The following is an 18317-nucleotide window of genomic DNA, read 5'->3' as shown; positions in this document are numbered from 1 at the left end:
GACACGGGGGCAGATGCGCCGGCTCGGCTTTGCCTCAGTAGGACGGCTGAGCCTGGACGTTCAGCTCATCGAACCTGACCCGCTTCGCCGAGGCGACGCGGGGGTCGCGCAGGTCGAAGACGTCGAAGCCGCGCTGGATCTCGTTGGAGTAGATGTAGCCGTTGTAGTAGTAGGTCGACCAGGGTCCGGCGATGGTCGTGGTGTCCTCGAACGGACCACGGTCGAACCAGGCGATCTCCTTCGGGTTGGCCGAGTCGGTGAAGTCGTAGACCGACACACCGCCCTGGTACCAGGCCTGCACCATGATGTCCTTGCCCTTGACCGGGATCAGCGAGCCGTTGTGGGCGACGCAGTTCTCGGTGTTGGACTGGGTGCGCGGGATCTTGTAGTAGGACTTGAAGACGAGCTGGCCGCCCTCGATGTCGTAGATGCCGTTGGCGCCCTTCTCCATCCCGGTCTCCGGGTTGCAGGTCGGCGCGCCGCCGCCGCCGAGCTCGTCGGTGAAGACGACCTTGGTGCCGGTGTTGTTGAAGGTGGCCGAGTGCCAGAACGCGAAGTTCGCGGTGTCGGTGACCTGCTCGGTCACCACCGGGTTCTCGCGGTCGGAGATGTCCATCAGGATGCCGTCACCCATGCAGGCGCCGGCGGCGATGTCCTTGGACGGGTAGGTGGTGATGTCGTGGCAGCCGGCGGTGTTGGTGTAGCCGCCGTCGGGGAACAGCACCGGCTCGTTGACCACCGCAGCGCGCTCGGGAGCCCGCTTCGGGATCTTCACGATGCTGATCTTGTCGTGCGGGGGCTGGCAGTCGGGGTACTCCGCGCGCGGACCGTAGGAGGAGACGTACGCATAGACCGCTCGCCCGTCCTTGCTCGGGGCCAGCGAGTGGGTGTGCGAGCCGCACTTGGTCTCGACCGCCGCGACGTACTCGGGGTCTCTCGGGTTGCTGATGTCGAAGACGCGGATGCCTTCCCACGACTCCTTGATCGCGGCCGACTGCGCCACGTTGTCGCAGGTGTTGTTGCTGCGGCTGGAGTCGACGGAGAGGACCAGCAGGTCGTCATAGACGGAGATGTCGTTCTGGGACCCGGGGCAGACGTACTGCTTCACGAGTCGCGGGCGGGCCGGGTTTCGGATGTCGATGACGTTGAACCCGTTGTAGTTGCCCGCGAAGGCGTAGTTGCCCTGGAAGGCGAGGTCGCTGTTGAGCGCGTTGGTGGGCGTGAAGGCACCCGACTTGGGGATGTTGGCGATCAGGTGCATGTTGGGTGTGCCGTCGGACTCGCCGGCGGGCACGACCGGATTGTTGGCGCCCAGCTGGGCGAGGTCGTTGCCGGCGACGCAGGCGGAGGCGAAGTTGTCACCGAGCTTGGTGATCGCCTGCTTCTCTTCGGCCGTGCAGCTCGTCTGGGCCTCGGGAGCCTCGGTGGTCTCGTTGCCGTGGGTGTGGGACTCGTCTGCGGAGGACGGGGCGGCGACGGCCAGCCCTCCTGCGACAACCAGGACCACCGCGATGGGGGCCAGGTATTGGGTGGGTCGTCTAAGCCTCATGTTCGCAAGCCTTCCGAGTCGGCCGCCGTGGGGTGGCACGGGCAGGACCTCTCAACTTTAGTAAAAGTCGTACACAGCAGGCATGGAATATGAATAAATTGTTCACCTCTGCGGGATCTCGGAAGGAGACACGTGCGCGGTAGGCGGTTGGGTGTCATCACATCGGGGATCGTGTTCGCAGCGATCTCGCTCGGCGGGTGCGGAGGTTCCTCGGACGAGCACGCGGGGCACGCGCCCAGCCCGGAGACGGCCGCGCAGTCGGCTCCCGTGGTCCAGGGCGGAGCGCCGGGCGAGGCCGCGGCGACGATCTCGCCCTCGGCCGCTGCCACGGACCCGTGGAGCCAGAGCGATGCCGACTTCGTGACGATGATGATCCCGCACCACGCCCAGGCGCTGGAGATGACCCGGCTGGCGCGCGAGCACGGCGTCCACCCCGAGGTCGTCTCCCTGGCCAAGCGCATCGAGTCGGCCCAGGGCCCCGAGATCGTGGCGATGAGCGGATGGCTCAACGCCCGCGGGCTGCGGGTGCCGCGTGCCTCGGACCCGGCGCACACCATGGCCGGCATGCTCACGCCGGACCAGATGAGCGAGCTCGGCAAGGCCCGCGGCGCGGCGTTCGACCGGCTCTTCCTGACCGGGATGATCCAGCACCACCACGGCGCCCTGGAGATGGCGAAGCCGATGGCCTCCCAAGGCAGCGACGCGGTGGCGCTCGAGATGGCGACGGACATCGAGGCCACCCAGTCGGTCGAGATCGACATCATGGAGAAGCTGCTCGAAGAGCTGTGAGAACCGGTACGGTTCCGCGGTGCCCCTCGCTCCCGCCCGCCGTCGACGCGTGCTGATCGGCTCCGCCGTCGTCGTCTGCCTCGCCCTGATCATGACCGCGCTGGTCTACACCGGCGTCGTGATGCCGACCCGTCTGTTCGCGGCCAAGTACGACGTACGCGGCATCGACGTCTCCCACCACAACGGCACCGTCGACTGGCCACGGGTCGCCGAGCAGGACATCGACTTCGCCTGGATCAAGGCGACCGAGGGCTCAGCGCACGTGGACACGCGCTTCGCCGCCAACTGGGCCGAGGCCCAGCGCGCCGGGATCGCGACCGGCGCGTACCACTTCATGAGCTTCGAGAGCCCGGGCGCCGACCAGGCGCACAACATGATCGGCACCGTGCCCCGCGTGCCCGGCACTCTCGCCCCGGTCGTCGACCTGGAGCCCTATGGCTCCTTCAAGGGGAACCTGCCGCCCGCCACCGAGGTCCGCGCCATCCTGGACCCGCTGCTCGCCAAGCTCGAGGCGCACTACGGCATCGCGCCGGTCATCTACACCACCCCGTCGGCCTACCGCGCCTACCTGGTCGACCTGTACCCCGACAATCCCATCTGGTTCCGCTCCGTCGCCTGGCCGCCCCGGGTCCCCGACGGACGTGACTGGACCGTCTGGCAGTACTCCAACCGGGACCGGCTCGACGGCGTGGGCAGCGAGGACGAGGCGTACGTGGATATGAATGTGCTCTCCGACGACGCGGACCTCGACGAGCTCACCCTTCGCTGAAATCGCCGAGTCGGCGCATCCCGCCCCTTTCTCTCGCTTCGCTTCGCGAAGCACGGGGCAAGATGCGCCGACTCGACTATGCCTCAGTGGCCGTGACCGTGGCCGTGACCGGCTGCGGGGGCCTCTTCCTCTTCCGGCTTGTCGACGACCAGGGTCTCGGTCGTGAGCAGCATGCCCGCGATCGAGGTGGCGTTGATCAGCGCGGAGCGGGTGACCTTGACGGGGTCGATGACGCCCTGGGCGACCAGGTCGCCGTACTCACCCGTGGCGGCGTTGAAGCCCTGCCCGACACCGAGGTCGCGGACCTTGGTGGTGATGACGTAGCCGTTGTCGCCACCGTTCTCGGCGATCCAGCGCAGCGGCTCGTCGGCGGCCTTGCGAACGACGCGTACGCCGACCGCCTCGTCGCCCTCGAGGCCGAGGTCCTTCTCCAGGACGGAGACGGCGTGGATCAGCGCGGAGCCACCGCCGGCGACGATGCCCTCCTCGATGGCGGCGCGGGTCGCGGAGACAGCGTCCTCGATGCGGTGCTTCTTCTCCTTGAGCTCCACCTCGGTGTGAGCGCCGACCTTGATCACGCAGACGCCACCGGCGAGCTTGGCGAGGCGCTCCTGGAGCTTCTCGCGGTCCCAGTCGGAGTCGGTGCGCTCGATCTCGGACTTGATCTCGTTGACGCGACCCTCGACCGCAGCAGCGTCGCCGCCGCCTTCGACGATCGTGGTGTTGTCCTTCGTGACCGTGATCCGGCGAGCGGTGCCGAGCACCTCGAGGCCGACCTGGTCGAGCTTGAGGCCGACCTCCTCGGCGACGACCTGCGCGCCGGTGAGGATCGCGATGTCCTGCAGCATGGCCTTGCGGCGGTCACCGAACGCGGGCGCCTTGACGGCGGTCGCGTTGAAGGTGCCCTTGATCTTGTTCACGACCAGGGTCGAGAGGGCTTCGCCCTCGACGTCCTCGGCGATGATGAACAGCGGCTTGCCGGCGGCGATGACCTTCTCCAGCAGCGGCAGGAGCTCCTGGATGGAGCTGATCTTGCCCTGGACGAGCAGGATCAGCGGGTCGTCGATGACGGCCTCCATCCGCTCCTGGTCGGTCACGAAGTACTGAGAGATGTAGCCCTTGTCGAACTGCATACCCTCGGTGAACTCGAGCTCGGTGCCCGTGGTGTTGGACTCCTCGACGGTGATGACACCGTCCTTGCCCACCTTCGCGAAGGCCTCGGCGAGGATCTCGCCGATCTTCGCGTCGCGGGAGGAGATGGTGGCGACCGAGGCCATGTCGGACTCGTCGACGACCTCACGGGCAGCGGCACGCAGGGCGTCGCCGACGGCGGCCGCGGCGGCGTCCATACCGCGCTTGAGGCTCATCGGGTTCGCGCCGGCGGCAACCGCGCGCAGACCCTCGTGGACCATCGCCTGGGCGAGGACGGTCGCGGTGGTCGTACCGTCACCAGCGATGTCGTTGGTCTTGGTCGCAACCTCCTTGGTGAGCTGGGCACCAAGGTTCTCGAACGGGTCGTCCAGCTCGATCTCACGCGCGACGGTGACACCGTCGTTGGTGATGGTCGGAGCGCCCCACTTCTTGTCGAGGACGACGTAGCGGCCCTTGGGGCCCAGCGTCACCTTGACGGCGTTGGCGAGGGCGTCGACGCCACGCTCGAGGGCGCGGCGGGCGTTCTCGTCGAACTCCAGGATCTTCGGCATTTCACATACTCCCTTGTACGCACGGACGCGGCCGGGCCGGCTGGCCCGGCCGCGTCAGATGTGCGAGACGGATGACGTCAGGCGATGACCGCGAGGATGTCGCGAGCCGAGAGGATGAGGTACTCCTCGCCGGCGTACTTCACCTCGGTGCCGCCGTACTTGCTGTAGATGACCTTGTCGCCGACGGCGACGTCGAGCGGGACGCGGTTGCCCTTGTCGTCGATGCGACCCGGGCCGAGCGCCAGGACCTCGCCCTCCTGGGGCTTCTCCTTGGCGGTGTCCGGGATGACCAGACCGGAGGCGGTGGTCTGCTCGGCCTCGACGGCCTTGACGACGATCCGGTCCTCAAGAGGCTTGATGTTGACCGACACTGTGTCGACCTCCCCATTTCTTTTCTACGGAGTCAGACTTCGGTGGGTGTTGCTACGTCTGTGCTTGCGATCTGCCACGTACGCCGTCGCGGGGGTCGCACCCGGCTCGCAAGCGCTGGCACACTCAGGGGGAGAGTGCCAGTGCAGACGTTAGCACTCGACTGCAATGAGTGCCAGCAAGGCCGGTCTATCGCTGCCCGGGGATCCGCACCATCAGCGCGATCGCACCGGCGAGAAGACCGACGACGATGATCCCGCCGACCACCAGGAACGACCAGCGATCCTCGCTGTCGTCCTTTTCCTCGAAAGTGGTGATCTGGAGCTCCTCCCCATCGCTCAGCTGGGACGGCAGCAGCGTGGACTCCTCCGGGGCGGCCGACTTCTCGGCGGGGGCCGAGCGGCGCGGTTCCGGCTCCGACTCCTCCGCTGACGGCGTACGTTCGGCCTTCGCCTCGTCCTTCTCCGCCGTCGTCTCCTCGGCCGCTTCGGGCGCGCTCGCGGCCGGGATCTGCACGTACGTCACCGAGTAGCTCTCCAGCTGCTTGCCGGAGCTGTGCGCGACGACCGTGCTCCTCTGCGGCGTGGACAGGGTGTGCGTCTCCGCCCCCGCGTTGCCGCGGCCGACCACGCAGAAGGACGCGATCCGGTAGCCCTCGGGCGCCGTCGCGGTGACAGAGGCGGTGCCGACCGAGGAGTAGGTGCGATCCCCGGATGAACACTGGCCCACCGGAGTCGCGGTGTCTGCCGAAGCCGGCGCGGCGAGCAACAGTGACAGCAACGTGATGACCGCCGCGGCCACCGAGGAGGTCAGAGAGGTCATGCGGGGGGATCTACGCACTCGGCGGATCCTAGATCACAAACACCCAGTGGGGTAATGGAGTTTTGCCCGGACCGGAAACCGGCCTGAGAGGATCGGCCGTATGGATCTCGACGCCTTCTCCTGGTTGCTGACCGATGACGGGCAGCGGCTGCTGGCGCGGGCCACCGAGATGACGGCGTCGGCGCCGACCGACGGCAAGGGAGACGGCAAGGACTCGGCACTGGCGGTGCAGACCGCCCTGCGCAAGGACGAGGCGGCCGAGCGCGTGGCCGTGGCGATGACCCAGGTCGACCTGCGCCGGAAGGCGGCCGCCAAGTTCGGCGACCTGGCGCCGCGGATGTACTTCACCCCGGACGGCCTCGAGCAGGCGACCCGCCTCGCCGTGGCCCATCACCGGGCGGCGCGGCTGCGTGCCTTCGATGCGACGAGCGTCATCGACCTGGGCTGCGGGATCGGCGGTGACCTGATCGCCTCCTCCCGTGCTGGGCTCACCGCCGCCGGGGTCGACAACGATCCGGAGCGGGTCGCCGTCGCTCAGGCGAACCTCGACGCCCTCGGGCTGCCAGGTGCTGTCACCGTCGCCGACGCGACAGGTGTCGACCATTCCCCCTTCGACGTCGCGTACGCCGATCCGGCGCGCCGCGGCGCCAAAGGCCGGGTCTTCTCCGCGGAGGGGTGGACGCCGCCGTGGTCGTGGGTCGAGACGCTCTTCGCGCGCGACGCGTGCGTGAAGGTCGCCCCGGGTATCCCGCACGACCTCGTACCCGACAAGGTGGAGGCCGAATGGGTCAGCGACCGCGGCGAGGTCAAGGAGGCCGCGCTGTGGTCAGGCTCGCTGGCCAGCACCCACCGCCGGGCCACCGTGATCGGCGAGCGCGGCTTGGCGACGCTCACCTCCGAGGACGATCCCGGTGCTGAGGTCGGCGCGGTCGCCGAGTTCCTCTACGAGCCCGATGGGGCCGTGATCCGCGCGGGGCTGGTCACCGCCGTCGCCGCCGGGGTGCAGGGCCACCTGATCGATGAGCACATCGCATACGTCGCCTCCTCCGCCTCCTTCGAGACGCCGTTCGCCCGCGGGTATCAGGTGCTCGAGGAACTCCCCTACCGGGACAAGCAGCTCAAGGCGGCGCTGCGCGAGCGCGGGATCGGGAAGCTGACCATCAAGAAACGCGGCGTACAGGTCGTCCCCGAGCAGCTCCGCAAGCGGCTCGCGCTGTCCGGCTCCGAGGAGGCCACGATCGTGCTCACCCGGGTCGCCGGCGAGGGAACGTGCCTGTTGGTGCGGCCGTTCTGAAATGGAGGTCAGACCAGGACGGTCGTGATCGGCTGGGAGGAGTCCGCCGGGAGGTCAAGCGCCGAAGGCGTACGTCCCCTGGCCACCATCTCCGCCCCCAGAGCCGCCACCATCGCACCGTTGTCGGTGCACAGGCCCGGGCGCGGAACTCGGACGCGGATGCCGAGCTTGGTGGCGCGCTCCTCGGCGAGCACCCGGAGCCGGCTGTTTGCCGCGACCCCACCGCCGATGATGATGTCCTCGATGCCTTCGGAGGAGGCTGCGTCGAGGGCCTTTCGCACCAGGACGTCGACCACGGCCTCCTGGAAGCTGGCGGCCACATCGGCAACCGGGACGGGTTCGCCGCTGCGCTCCTTGGCCTCGATCCAGCGGGCGACCGCGGTCTTGAGGCCGGAGAAGGAGAAGTCGAAGCGGTGACGCTCCAGGTCGCGGCGGCCGGTGAGCCCGCGGGGGAAGTCGATCGCGATCGAGCTGCCCGACGTGGCTGTCCGGTCGATCACCGGGCCGCCGGGGAAGCCGAGGCCGAGCAGGCGGGCGACCTTGTCGAAGGCCTCGCCCGCGGCGTCGTCGATGGTCGCGCCCATCGGGTCGACACCCTCGGTGATGTCGGTGACCTTGAGCAGGCTGGAGTGGCCGCCGGAGACGAGCATGGCAACGCACGGCTCGGGAAGCGGCCCGTGCTGCAGCTGGTCGACCGCGACGTGTGAAGCGAGGTGGTTGACCCCGTAGATCGGCTTGTCGAGCCCGAGGGCGAGCGCCTTGGCCGCCGCCACCCCGACCAGCAGGGCACCCGCGAGGCCCGGTCCCGAGGTGACGGCGATCGCGTCTACGTCGTGGAGCTTGATGCCCGACTCCTCGCAGGCACGCTCGATCGTCGGCACCATCGCCTCCAGGTGCGCCCGGCTGGCAACCTCTGGCACGACCCCGCCGAACCGGGCATGCTCCTCGACGCTGCTCGCCACCGCGTCGGCCAGCAGCGTGTGCCCGCGCACCACCCCGATCCCCGTCTCGTCGCACGACGTCTCGATCCCGAGCACTAGCGGTTCATCGACCATAGGTGCATTCTGCCGTGTCAGCGTCGGGTCTCTTTGAATCGGTCCGGTCGAGGCACAGGTCTCTCCGGTGAAAGAAAATTCTCTTTCACCGGGAAAGTCACGCACCCGAGGGAACGCAGCAGTCCGTCATCACGTCGACCGCAAGGGCCCTTCCCCGCCGTGAAAGAAAGATTTCTTTCACCCGCGGCCAGGTTGCTTACCGGACGCAACAGCTTCGGCCCACATCCGAGAAGCTTCATCGAGGTCCATGGGGGTGTGACCGTCGCAGATGCTGACCCAGAGACCTCGAAGGACGACTGCCTCGCGCACGACGTCCGATCGCCGGATCGCGTGGCCGAGGATCAAGCGCAGCTCCCGCCAGGCCTCGGCAACCTGCTCGGCAACGGAGTCGTCGGAACGGCCGATCTCCTCGAATGCCAAGAGGGTCCTGATCGGGAGCACCTCACTGTCCCTGCACGGCATGAAACCTGCCGCGCCCCTGGCACCCGAGCGGTCACGCATGACGTCCAGGATTACGCCCAGATACGCTCCCGCTGCCCACGCGAGCCTCCCTTTGCCACCTCCGAGCCATCGATGGACTGTCGGGACGCTGGCGCCCATCGTCTCACCGATCTGCTTCAGAGATGGCGTCCGCAGCCCGTGCAGGGCGATGGCACGTGCCAGCCCCAGGCCAGCCTCCCGTGCGTTCGAATCTCTAGCGAACTGAACCATGGCGGCAGAAAACCATGGATCAGAAACCTGCGTCGAAAGTTATCCACAGCCGCCCATAGCCGACCGACCGGGACTCAGCCGAGCTCCATGGCAAGAACGATCCCCGTCGCCCCATCGCGGTAGTAGCGCTCCCGGCGGTCGATCTCGACGAATCCGGCTTGGTGGTAGAACTCGATGGCCCCGACGTTGCCCTCGCGTACCTCGAGGAGAAGTCGCTCAGCTCCCTCGCTCCGTGCGAGGTCGATCGACGCGGCGAGGAGCGAGCCGCCGATCCCGCGGCGGCGCTGCGCCTCGGCGGTCGCGATCCGCTGGAGCTCGGCGATCTCGTAGACGACGCTCACCAGCGCATGGCCGATGACCGTTCCCGCATCATCCACGGCAACGAGGATCCGGACCGTCGGCATCTTCCCGTCGATCGCCACCTGCAGGTACTCGGGCGTCCAGGCGTCGTCGGGGAACGCCTCGAGCTCGAGGGCGGCGATCACGTCGACGTCGTCCGGGCCGGCCGGACGCACAGTCACTGGGAAACCTTCTTCTGGACCTTCTTCTGGACCTTCTTCTGGGCAGCCTGCTCCACCGCATCCGGCCGACGCAGGTAGAGCGGCTCGGGATCCATCAGCTCGACCCGCTCCTCGGCCACCGCCTGGGCCAACCAGCCGGCGGAGGGCCGCACGGGGCCGAGCGGTGTCTGGAACGCGTCGGGATAGAGCAACGCCCCCTCGCCGACGACCGGCGCCGAGGTGGCGACCTCGGCGGGGCGGGCGACGACAGGACCCTCGAGACGTACGCCGTCGGGGTCGTAGGAGGCCAGGTAGACCTCCTTGCGCCGCGCGTCCGTGGCGACGAAGAACGGGCCGCCGATACCGGAGGCAACGGCCTCCACCGCCAGCACATCCAGCGTGCAGGCCGCATAGACCGGGATCTCCAGCGCGAACCCGAGCGTCCGCGCGGTGACCAGCCCGACCCGCAGGCCGGTGAACGGCCCGGGGCCAGCGCCGACGGCGATGGCGGTCAGATCCTGGCGTACGATCCCGGCCGCCGCGAGGACGTCGGAGATCAGCGGCGCGAGCTGCTCACCATGCTTCATGGTGCGGTCGGAGACGACCTCGGCGACGACGTCGTCGCCATCGTGGAGCGCCACAGTCACCTGGGGCGTGGCGGTGTCAAAGGCGAGAAGCACAACTCACACCCTAGAGCGCACTGAGGTCCACGCCGCGCCAGCGGGCCCCGACCGGGAGGATCTCCACGCGCCGAGGATCCGCACCGTCGGGTGCCTCGACCAGATCCAACGGAGCCTCGTCGGCCTCGGCGCGTACGATCCGGATCTCCAACCGCGACTCGGAGAGCGCCTCGGCCAGTCCCTCGCCCCACTCCACGACCGTCACCGCGTCGTCGAGATCCGTGTCCAGGTCGAGGTCGTCGAGCTCCTCGATACCGCCGAGCCGATAGGCGTCGACGTGGACGAGCTCCGGGCCGCCGACGGTCGAAGGGTGCACCCGGGCGATGACGAAGGTCGGCGAGGTGATCTCGCCGCGGACCCCGAGCCCGGCCCCCAGACCCTTGGTGAAAGTGGTCTTACCGGCGCCGAGGCCGCCGGAGAGGACGAGTACGTCACCGGCGGCGACCAGGCCGGCCACCCGTCGCCCGAGCTCGAACATGGCGTCGGGATCGAGCGCCTCGACGACATACTCGTTCAACGGACGATGGAGCCGTACCGCGGGCGCCTCACGGGAAACCTCACGAAAGCCTTGCCGCACCCAGAACCGCAACGTCTCCGGAAGCTCCTCGCGCGCGATCACTGCGAGATCCTCGAACCCCTCCGAGACCGCGACCCCGGCGGCGTACGTCACCATCTTGTGCGCCACCCCATGACCCTGCTGATCAGGCAGAACAGCGAAACGACGCAGCCACAGGGTCGAGTCCGCGGGATCCATGACGACGGCTCCGACGCCAACCCCGTCCAACCGCGCCACCACCCCGCCGAAGCCAGCCAAGCGGTCCTTCATCGACGCCTCGGTCTCACCGAGCGCATCCGCGGGCGGGTCCAGCGGCGGGCGGGCGGAGAATGCCGCCCGGACGATACCGAGCACCTCGGTCGCGGCCTCCGGCCCGACCCGCTCGAAGACGAGCGTCATGCCGAGGCCGCATCCCGGGTGGCCGAGGCGAGCAGCTGGTCGAGCTCGGCGTTGACCTGACCGTGCCGCTCGAGGATGACCATGTGTCCGGCCTTCTCGCACTCGACCAGCCGGGAGCCCGGGATGTAGGAGTGCAGCTTGCGGCTGTGGCCGATCGAAGTGAGCCGGTCGGCGGTGCCGCAGATGATCGTGGTCGGCACCCGGCCGAGCATGGTGATCGACGCGAACTTGTCCAGGGCCCGGAAGCTCGGGAAGAACTCCGCCACCACCTCGAACGGCGTCTGCGAGAGCAGTCCGTCGACGAAGTCGACGTACGCCTCCGGCACCTCGTCCCCGAAGGCGAACACGTCGGTGAAGACGGTCGCCACCGAGGACCCCATGGCGCGGAACCGGTCGACGATCCCGTGCCCCCTTGCCAGCGTGCGCATGGTGCTGTTGGCGATCCCGCCGGACAGCTTGGCCGGGAGCACCGGGATCAGCAGCCGGCTCGGGTCGAGACCACCGGCGGTCGTCGAGATCAGGGCGGTGCCGATGATGCGGCCACCCTCGGCATACGGCGCGAACAGCTCGGGGTGGTCCTCGGCGAGCGCGGCGATCGTCATCCCGCCCATCGAGTGGCCGACCAGGATCACCGGCCCCTCCGGCACGACCGCGTCCAGCACCCGGAGCAGGTCGTCGCCGAGCTGGTCGATGGTGGCGTTGCCGAGCGAGGAGCGGCCGCTGCGGCCGTGGCTGCGCTGATCGTAGAAGACCGACCGCACCAGGCCGCGGTAGGCGGCGCGCTGGAAGTGCCAGCAGTCGAGGTTGAGGCAGTAGCCGTGCACGAAGACGAGCGTCACCCCGCTCGCCCCGCCGGGGTGCGAGTGAGCCGGGTCGACCTCATCGACCTCGACATGAAGAGGTACGCCATCGGAGGTCACCACCGTGACCGGGCAGGACCGCAGCGTACCGAGCGGGGTCCGGTCCTCGGGGCGTTCCTCGATCGCACGGCGGTGCTTCCTGACCACCACTGCGCCGCGGGCCGCGGCAGCGACCGCCGCCGCTCCCAGAGTGCCCGCTGCGATCTGGCCGATCCGTGCTGCGATGCTGCTCATGTGTCGTCTCCCTGCTCGGTGTCGACGTCCGTGTCAACATAACGGCGCTTCATCCGTCCTCCGATCCTGGTGACGACCTCGTAGGCGATGGTCTCGCTCGCCTCGGCCCAGTCCTGGGCGGTCGGCTCGCCATCGGCACCGGTGCCCCACAGGAGCACCTCGGCACCGCGTTCGACCGAAGCGTCCCCGAGATCGACGACGATCTGGTCCATGCAGATGGTGCCACGCACGGGGTATCGAGCTCCGTCGATCCACACCTCGGCGCGATTCCCGGCACGACGCTGGATGCCCTCGGCGTAGCCGACCGGGATCAGCCCCACCGTCGTCGGCTCCTCTGCCACCCAGGTGTGGTTGTAGGAGACGCCCGCACCGGCCTCGATCGGCTTCACCAGGGCCAGCTCGGCCCGCACGGTCATCGCCGGGACGAGTCCGAGCTCGGCCCACGGCGATCCCTCGACGCCGGGCGCCGGGTCGATGCCGTACGTCGCGATCCCGACCCGCACCAGGTCGAGCCGTGCGCTGGGGCGCAGCAGCGCCCCCGCGGAGTTGGCCAGGTGACGTACCTCGGGCCGGAGGCCGGCCTCCTCGGCGACCGCGAGCGCCTCGGCGAAGACCTTCTCCTGGAGGGCGCTGGCCGGGTCGGCGGTGTTCTCGCTGGCGCTGAAGTGCGACCAGATCCCGGTGACCCGGATCGCTCCCTCGGCCTCCAGGATGCGCGCCAGCCCGACCAGCTTCGGCCAGTCGCCGAAGGGCGCGCCGCCCCGGCTGAGTCCGGTGTCGACCTTGAGCTGCACCCGCGGCGTCATGCCCAGGGTGTCGCCGGCCGCGGCGAACTTCTCCAGGTCGGCGATCGTGTAGGCGGTGACGTCGATGTCCGCTGCCACGAGCTCCTCGGCGGGCTCGCTGGGCATGATCAGCCAGGCCAGCAGCCGGCCCTCGTCGCCCGCCGCGCGCAGCGCGAGCGCCTCGTCGGCCGAGGCCACGCCGAGCCAGTCCGCACCGCCCTCACGAGCGGCCCGCCCGGCCTCGACCAGGCCGTGCCCGTAGCCGTCGGCCTTGACCACCGTCATGATCGGCGTACGCAGGTGCTCCCGCAGCCGCGAGACGTTGTGTCGGATCGCGGCGAGGTCGATGACGATCTCGGCTCGCCGAAGCGGAGCCCGAGGCGCTGGGCTCGGTGACATGGTGTCAAGGATAGTTCCTGCGCAGTGCTCAATTGCGTAGGGGGGAGACAGCAGGAAGGGACCGGATAACGGCGGGTATCGCCGCGGCCACCCCGCTCGCGGTGACCGGCCCACCCGCGCTCGCGAGGCTCGCCGCCGCGCCGTGCAGCCAGGCGCCCGCCGAGGCGGCGTCGATGGGGGCGAGACCGGCGGCCAGCAACGAGCCGATCAGTCCGCCGAGCACGTCCCCCGAACCGGCGGTGGCCAGCCAGGAGGTGCCAGTGGTGTTGACCCGTACCGGTGTGCCGGGGTCCGGTGAGGCGATCGTGGTACGCCGCCCCTTGAGCAGCACCACCGCATCGAACCGCTTGGCCGCGAGCCGCGCGTAGTGCAGCGGACGAGCCTCGATCTCGCCGCGGTCCTCCCGGATCAGCGCCGCGAGCTCGCCGGCGTGCGGAGTCAGGATCGCGGGCACCCCGAGCGGCCCGTTCAGGGCGCGCAGGCTGTCGGCGTCGATGACCAGAGGTACGCCGCTCGCCCGGGCGAACGCGAGCGCGCTGTTGGCGCCGTCGGCACTGCCGGAGCCGACCACCCAGGCCTGTGCCTGGCCGTCGCCGACGACCTCCGGGTTGTGTCGCTTGACCCACTCCGAGGCGGTGCCGACGTAGCGGACCATCCCGGCCAGTCCGGTGTTGGCGCCGGAGACGGCCAGCAGCGCGGCCCCGGGGTAGGTGGCGCTGCCGACCCTCAGCCCCACCACCCCGCGGGAGTACTTGTGCCCGTCCGGCGCGGGCCGCGGCACCAGGTCCGCCACATCGGCGGCCTCGAGGCTCTCGATGGCCGGCCTCGGCAGCCGGAGGCCGATGTCCACCAGCTGCACCGTCCCGCACGCCGAAGCGGCCGGGTCGAGCAGGTGACAGGGCTTGTGGGTTCCGAAGGTGACCGTCAGGTCAGCGGTCACGTGGGCGCCGTCGACCTCACCGGTGTCGACGCAGACCCCGCTCGGCGTGTCGACGGAGACGACCGGGATCCCGGGGAGCAGGGCCAGTGCCGCCTCCGCGTCCGGCCTCAGCCCGGGCTTGCCCCCGATCCCGACGATCCCGTCGATCACTACATCGAAGGCACCGGTGGTCGAGCTCGGCGAGAAGACGCCCGAGGACACCGTCCCCCCGGCCGCCCTCAGGGCAGCGACCCCACCCGCGTGCGCCCGGTCCGACAGCAGCCACGCCTCGACCCGCGCCCCTCGACGCGCGAGCAGCGCCCCGGCGTACAACGCGTCTCCGCCGTTGTCCCCGCTCCCGACGAGCAGGACGATGCGTTTCCCGTACGCCCCGCCGAGACCCCGCCCGCGAAGGTGACCGATGACCGCGTAGGCCAGCCCGGCCGCCGCGCGCTGCATCAGGGCACCTTCTGGCAGGCTCGCCATCAGGGCTCTCTCTGCCGCTCTGACCTGCTCAACCGAGTGCGCACGCCGCATGGTCACAGCCTACGCGCCCACGCACTGGCGGGCCTGGGCCGAAGGGCTCGAACAAGCCCGTCAGTCCTCCAGGACGACCATCGCCGAGGCGATGCCGGCGTCGTGGGAGAGCGAGAGGTGGACGGTGGCGACGCCGAGCTTGGTGGCCTGCGCCAGCACGGTGCCGCGGAGCTCGAACCGGGGCTGGCCGGAGGACTCCGAGATCACCTCGGCGTCGTGCCACTCCATCCCCTGCGGCGCACCGAGCGCCTTGGCGAGCGCCTCCTTGGCGGCGAACCTGGCGGCCAGCGAGGCCATCGGCTTCGCCGCCTCGGCAGGCGTGAACAGGCGCTCGCGCAGCCGCGGCGTACGCTCCAGCGACTCCTCGAAGCGCTCCAGGTCGCAGACGTCGATCCCGACTCCGAGGACAGCCATCAGAGGACCGCCATCACTCGACCGTGACGGACTTGGCGAGGTTGCGCGGCTGGTCGACGTCGTAGCCGAGCTCGGTCGCGAGCTGGCAGGCGAAGAGCTGCAGCGGTACGACCGCGACGAGCGGCTGCAGGAGCACCGGCACCTTGGGCAGCCGGATGATCGTGTCGGAGACCGAGTCGACCGAGTCGTCGCCCTCCTCGACCAGGGCGATGGTGCGGGCGCCTCGGGCACGCACCTCCATGATCCCGGAGCGCATCTTGTCGTGCAGGAAGTCGCGGCCGCGCGGGGGCACGATGCACCAGATCGGCAGGCCCTCCTCGACCAGCGCGATCGGACCGTGCTTGAGCTCGCCGGCGGCGAACCCCTCGGCGTGGAGATAGGCGAGCTCCTTGAGCTTGAGCGCGCCCTCCAGCGCCACCGGGTAGCCGGCGTGGCGCCCCAGGAACAGGAAGGCCCGGCGGTCCGCGTACTCACGCGCGAGGTCGTAGACCTGCGGCGCCGTCTCCAGCACCTTCTCGACCGCCGCGGGCATCTCCTCGAGCTGGGTCATCACGCCGTCGATCTCGTCGCCGTACATGGTGCCCTTGACCTGGGCCAGGTAGAGCGCGAGCAGGTAGCAGGCGACCAGCTGGGTGACGTACCCCTTGGTCGAGGCGACGCCGATCTCCGGGCCGGCGTGGGTGTAGATGACCGCGTCGGACTCGCGCGGGATCGTGGAGCCGTTGGTGTTGCAGATCGCCAGCACCTTGGAGCGCTGCGAGCGCGCGTGCCGGATCGCCTGCAGCGTGTCGGCGGTCTCGCCGGACTGCGAGATCGCCACGACCAGGGTGGAGTTGTCCAGGATCGGGTCGCGGTAGCGGAACTCGGAGGCCAGCTCGACCTCGACCGAGATCCGGCACCAGTGCTCGATGGCGTACTTCGCGACCATGCCGGCATAGAACGAGGTCCCCGCGGCGATGATGATGATCTTGGTGACCTCGCGCAGCTCGTCGTCGTCGAGCCGCATCTCGTCGAGGTGCAGCGACCCCGAAGGCGTACGCCGCCCCAGCAGCGAGTCGGCGACCGCACGGGGCTGCTCGAGGATCTCCTTGCGCATGAACCAGTCGTGGCCGTCCTTCTCGGCGGCGGCGAGGTCCCAGTCGACGTGGAAGCGGCGCCCCTCGGCGGGAGTGCCGTCGAAGTTGGTGACGGTCGCGCCGTCGCGGGTGATGGTGACGACCTGGTCCTGGTCGAGCTCCATCGCCTCGCGGGTGTGCTCGATGAAGGCGGCGACGTCGGAGCCGAGGAACGACTCGCCCTCGCCGAGACCGACCACGAGCGGGCTGTTGCGCCGGGCGGCGACGACCCGGGACGGGTCCTGGGCGTCGATCGCGACGAAGGTGAACGCACCTTCGAGGATCGAGCAGACCTTCTGCATCGCGATGGTCAGGTCGGCTCCGCCGATGACCTCGCGCTCGAGCAGGTGGGCGGCGACCTCGGTGTCGGTCTGCGAGGTGAACTCGTGCCCGTCGGTCTCCAGCGAGGCGCGCAGCTCGGCGAAGTTCTCGATGATGCCGTTGTGCACGACCGCGACGCGGCCGGTGCGGCCGACGTGCGGGTGGGCGTTGCCGTCGGTCGGGCCGCCGTGGGTCGCCCAGCGGGTGTGGCCGATCCCGGTCGTCGACGCCGGCAGCGGCGTGTCCGCGATCGCCTTCTCCAGGTTGGCGAGCTTGCCGGCCCTCTTGTCCACCGCCAGCCCGTCGGCGGTGATCAGAGCGATCCCCGCCGAGTCATAGCCGCGGTACTCCAACCGCCGCAGCCCATCGATCACGACGTCCTGCGCCGACCGGTCTCCGACGTACCCAACGATGCCGCACATGGCGGATGATCCTACGGCTCTCGTGGACCCCAGCAGGAAGCGGCGGCGCATGTGCGTAACAATCGTTGCCATGTCACACCCCGGGCCACACGGCGATGACCGCGGCTCCTCGCCCTACGTCGAGCTCGACCGTAGCGCGTGGGCCGAGCTCGCGACCGAGACCGAGAGTCCGCTGACCGAGGCCGAGATCGAGTCGCTGCGGGGCCTGGGCGACCAGATCGACCTCAACGAGGTCGAGGAGGTCTTCCTACCGCTGAGCCGCCTGCTGAGCCTCTACGTGAGCGCCTCGGACAAGCTCCATGACCAGCAGGAGCTGTTCCTCGGCAAGACGATGCCGGAACGTACGCCGTTCGTCATCGGGGTCGCCGGGTCCGTCGCCGTCGGCAAGTCGACCACGGCTCGTGTCCTCCAGCAGATGCTCGCCCACTGGCCCGAGCACCCCAACGTCGCTCTGGTCACCACCGACGGGTTCCTCTACCCCAACGCCGAGCTCGAGCGTCGCGGCCTGATGGAGCGCAAGGGCTTCCCGGAGTCGTACGACCGCAAGGCCCTGCTCCGCTTCCTCGTCGACCTCAAGTCGGGCGAGGACGAGGTGCGTGCGCCGATCTACTCGCACCTGACCTACGACGTCACCGACCAGACCGTGCTGGTCAAGAAGCCCGACATCGTCATCCTCGAGGGCCTCAACGTCCTGCAGCCCTCCCGGGTCCGCGCCGACGGCACCATCTCCCTCGCCCTCTCGGACTTCTTCGACTTCTCCGTCTTCGTCGACGCCGACTCCCGCGACATCAAGCAGTGGTACGTCGAGCGGTTCCTCCGGCTGCGCGAGACCGCCTTCCGCGACCCGTCGTCCTACTTCACGAAATATGCGGCCCTGAGCCACGACGAGGCCATCACCCGCGCCACCGAGATCTGGAACGAGATCAACGGCCCCAACCTCCGTGAGAACGTCCTCCCCACCCGCTCCCGCGCCACCCTCGTCCTCCGCAAGGACCGCGACCACTCGGTGCGGTATGTGAGGTTGCGGAAGATCTAGCTACATCGCTGGTCGAGCCGGATTCGTGAGGAACGAACGAATCCGTGTCGAGACCAACACGGTCCCGTCAGCGCCCGAT

18 protein-coding genes are annotated in these 18317 nt (G+C 69.3%); 4 read left to right on the top strand and 14 right to left on the bottom strand.

All coding sequences use genetic code 11. The annotated features are described in order from the left end of the window. Positions 1–34 precede the first annotated feature (34 nt). Positions 35–1549 (bottom strand): LVIVD repeat-containing protein, encoded by a 1515-nt coding sequence (locus ABT304_RS16490; protein WP_350716663.1) that lies wholly within the window; start codon positions 1547–1549, stop codon positions 35–37. Positions 1550–1720: 171 nt separating this feature from the next. Between ABT304_RS16490 and ABT304_RS16485 the strand changes: the two genes are divergently transcribed. Both ABT304_RS16485 and ABT304_RS16480 read left to right on the top strand, forming a co-directional pair. Next, on the top strand, positions 1721–2338 hold the full coding sequence (locus ABT304_RS16485) for a DUF305 domain-containing protein (RefSeq protein WP_350716661.1): 618 nt from the start codon (positions 1721–1723) through the stop codon (positions 2336–2338). Positions 2339–2357: 19 nt separating this feature from the next. After that, a complete protein-coding gene (locus ABT304_RS16480) occupies positions 2358–3107 on the top strand; it encodes a glycoside hydrolase family 25 protein (RefSeq protein WP_350716659.1) in 750 nt (249 codons plus the stop codon). 83 nt (positions 3108–3190) lie between these two features. Here the strand turns inward: ABT304_RS16480 and groL are convergent, their stop codons facing one another. The 3 genes from groL to ABT304_RS16465 all read right to left on the bottom strand — a co-directional run bounded on the left by groL (position 3191) and on the right by ABT304_RS16465 (position 6001). Continuing rightward, entirely contained in the window at positions 3191–4810 is a 1620-nt protein-coding gene (gene groL / locus ABT304_RS16475) for a chaperonin GroEL (RefSeq protein WP_091051800.1), read from the bottom strand. Positions 4811–4887: 77 nt separating this feature from the next. Then, positions 4888–5181, bottom strand: a complete 294-nt coding sequence (gene groES, locus ABT304_RS16470) for a co-chaperone GroES (RefSeq protein WP_008362423.1) — start codon at positions 5179–5181, stop codon at positions 4888–4890. A gap of 187 nt (positions 5182–5368) precedes the next feature. Further along, entirely contained in the window at positions 5369–6001 is a 633-nt protein-coding gene (locus ABT304_RS16465; protein ID WP_350716657.1) for a hypothetical protein, read from the bottom strand. A 100-nt stretch (positions 6002–6101) separates the two neighbouring features. On the opposite strand from ABT304_RS16465, the gene ABT304_RS16460 reads away from it, so the two are divergent. After that, positions 6102–7295, top strand: a complete 1194-nt coding sequence (locus tag ABT304_RS16460; RefSeq protein ID WP_350716655.1) for a THUMP-like domain-containing protein — start codon at positions 6102–6104, stop codon at positions 7293–7295. A gap of 8 nt (positions 7296–7303) precedes the next feature. Here ABT304_RS16460 and tsaD read toward each other — a convergent pair whose 3' ends face one another. The 10 genes from tsaD to glmS all read right to left on the bottom strand — a co-directional run bounded on the left by tsaD (position 7304) and on the right by glmS (position 17202). Further along, positions 7304–8350, bottom strand: coding sequence for a tRNA (adenosine(37)-N6)-threonylcarbamoyltransferase complex transferase subunit TsaD (gene tsaD / locus ABT304_RS16455; protein WP_350716653.1), 1047 nt, complete (start codon positions 8348–8350; stop codon positions 7304–7306). A 177-nt stretch (positions 8351–8527) separates the two neighbouring features. Continuing rightward, positions 8528–8851, bottom strand: coding sequence for a hypothetical protein (locus tag ABT304_RS16450; RefSeq protein WP_350716651.1), 324 nt, complete (start codon positions 8849–8851; stop codon positions 8528–8530). A 284-nt stretch (positions 8852–9135) separates the two neighbouring features. Then, positions 9136–9582, bottom strand: coding sequence for a ribosomal protein S18-alanine N-acetyltransferase (gene rimI / locus ABT304_RS16445; protein ID WP_350716649.1), 447 nt, complete (start codon positions 9580–9582; stop codon positions 9136–9138). Further along, positions 9579–10241: a tRNA (adenosine(37)-N6)-threonylcarbamoyltransferase complex dimerization subunit type 1 TsaB gene (gene tsaB / locus ABT304_RS16440; RefSeq protein ID WP_350716647.1), complete on the bottom strand. Its 663-nt coding sequence runs from the start codon at positions 10239–10241 to the stop codon at positions 9579–9581. Before tsaB ends, rimI begins: the two co-directional genes overlap by 4 nt. Positions 10242–10251: 10 nt before the next feature. Beyond that, positions 10252–11196, bottom strand: a complete 945-nt coding sequence (gene tsaE, locus ABT304_RS16435; protein ID WP_350716645.1) for a tRNA (adenosine(37)-N6)-threonylcarbamoyltransferase complex ATPase subunit type 1 TsaE — start codon at positions 11194–11196, stop codon at positions 10252–10254. After that, positions 11193–12290, bottom strand: a complete 1098-nt coding sequence (locus ABT304_RS16430; protein ID WP_350716643.1) for an alpha/beta fold hydrolase — start codon at positions 12288–12290, stop codon at positions 11193–11195. The genes tsaE and ABT304_RS16430 overlap by 4 nt, the downstream gene beginning before the upstream one ends. Continuing rightward, entirely contained in the window at positions 12287–13474 is a 1188-nt protein-coding gene (alr, locus tag ABT304_RS16425; RefSeq protein ID WP_350716641.1) for an alanine racemase, read from the bottom strand. Before alr ends, ABT304_RS16430 begins: the two co-directional genes overlap by 4 nt. A 28-nt stretch (positions 13475–13502) precedes the next feature. After that, positions 13503–14879 carry a bifunctional ADP-dependent NAD(P)H-hydrate dehydratase/NAD(P)H-hydrate epimerase gene (locus ABT304_RS16420; RefSeq protein WP_350716639.1) on the bottom strand — a complete coding sequence of 459 codons (1377 nt, stop codon included), beginning with the start codon at positions 14877–14879 and terminating at the stop codon, positions 13503–13505. A 111-nt stretch (positions 14880–14990) separates the two neighbouring features. Next, positions 14991–15344, bottom strand: a complete 354-nt coding sequence (locus ABT304_RS16415; RefSeq protein WP_160025352.1) for a holo-ACP synthase — start codon at positions 15342–15344, stop codon at positions 14991–14993. A gap of 13 nt (positions 15345–15357) precedes the next feature. Then, entirely contained in the window at positions 15358–17202 is a 1845-nt protein-coding gene (gene glmS, locus ABT304_RS16410; RefSeq protein WP_350716637.1) for a glutamine--fructose-6-phosphate transaminase (isomerizing), read from the bottom strand. Between the two features lie 70 nt (positions 17203–17272). Between glmS and coaA the strand changes: the two genes are divergently transcribed. After that, the gene (gene coaA, locus ABT304_RS16405; protein WP_160025354.1) at positions 17273–18238 is read left to right on the top strand and encodes a type I pantothenate kinase; all 966 of its coding nucleotides are present in this window, start codon (positions 17273–17275) and stop codon (positions 18236–18238) included. The last annotated feature ends 79 nt before the right edge of the window (positions 18239–18317 follow it).

The sequence above is a fragment of the Nocardioides sp. NPDC000445 genome, from assembly GCF_040300245.1.
GTDB lineage: Bacteria > Actinomycetota > Actinomycetes > Propionibacteriales > Nocardioidaceae > Nocardioides.
The sequence above is the reverse complement of the archived record's forward strand: the minus strand, read 5'-3'. Positions and strand labels throughout refer to the sequence as shown.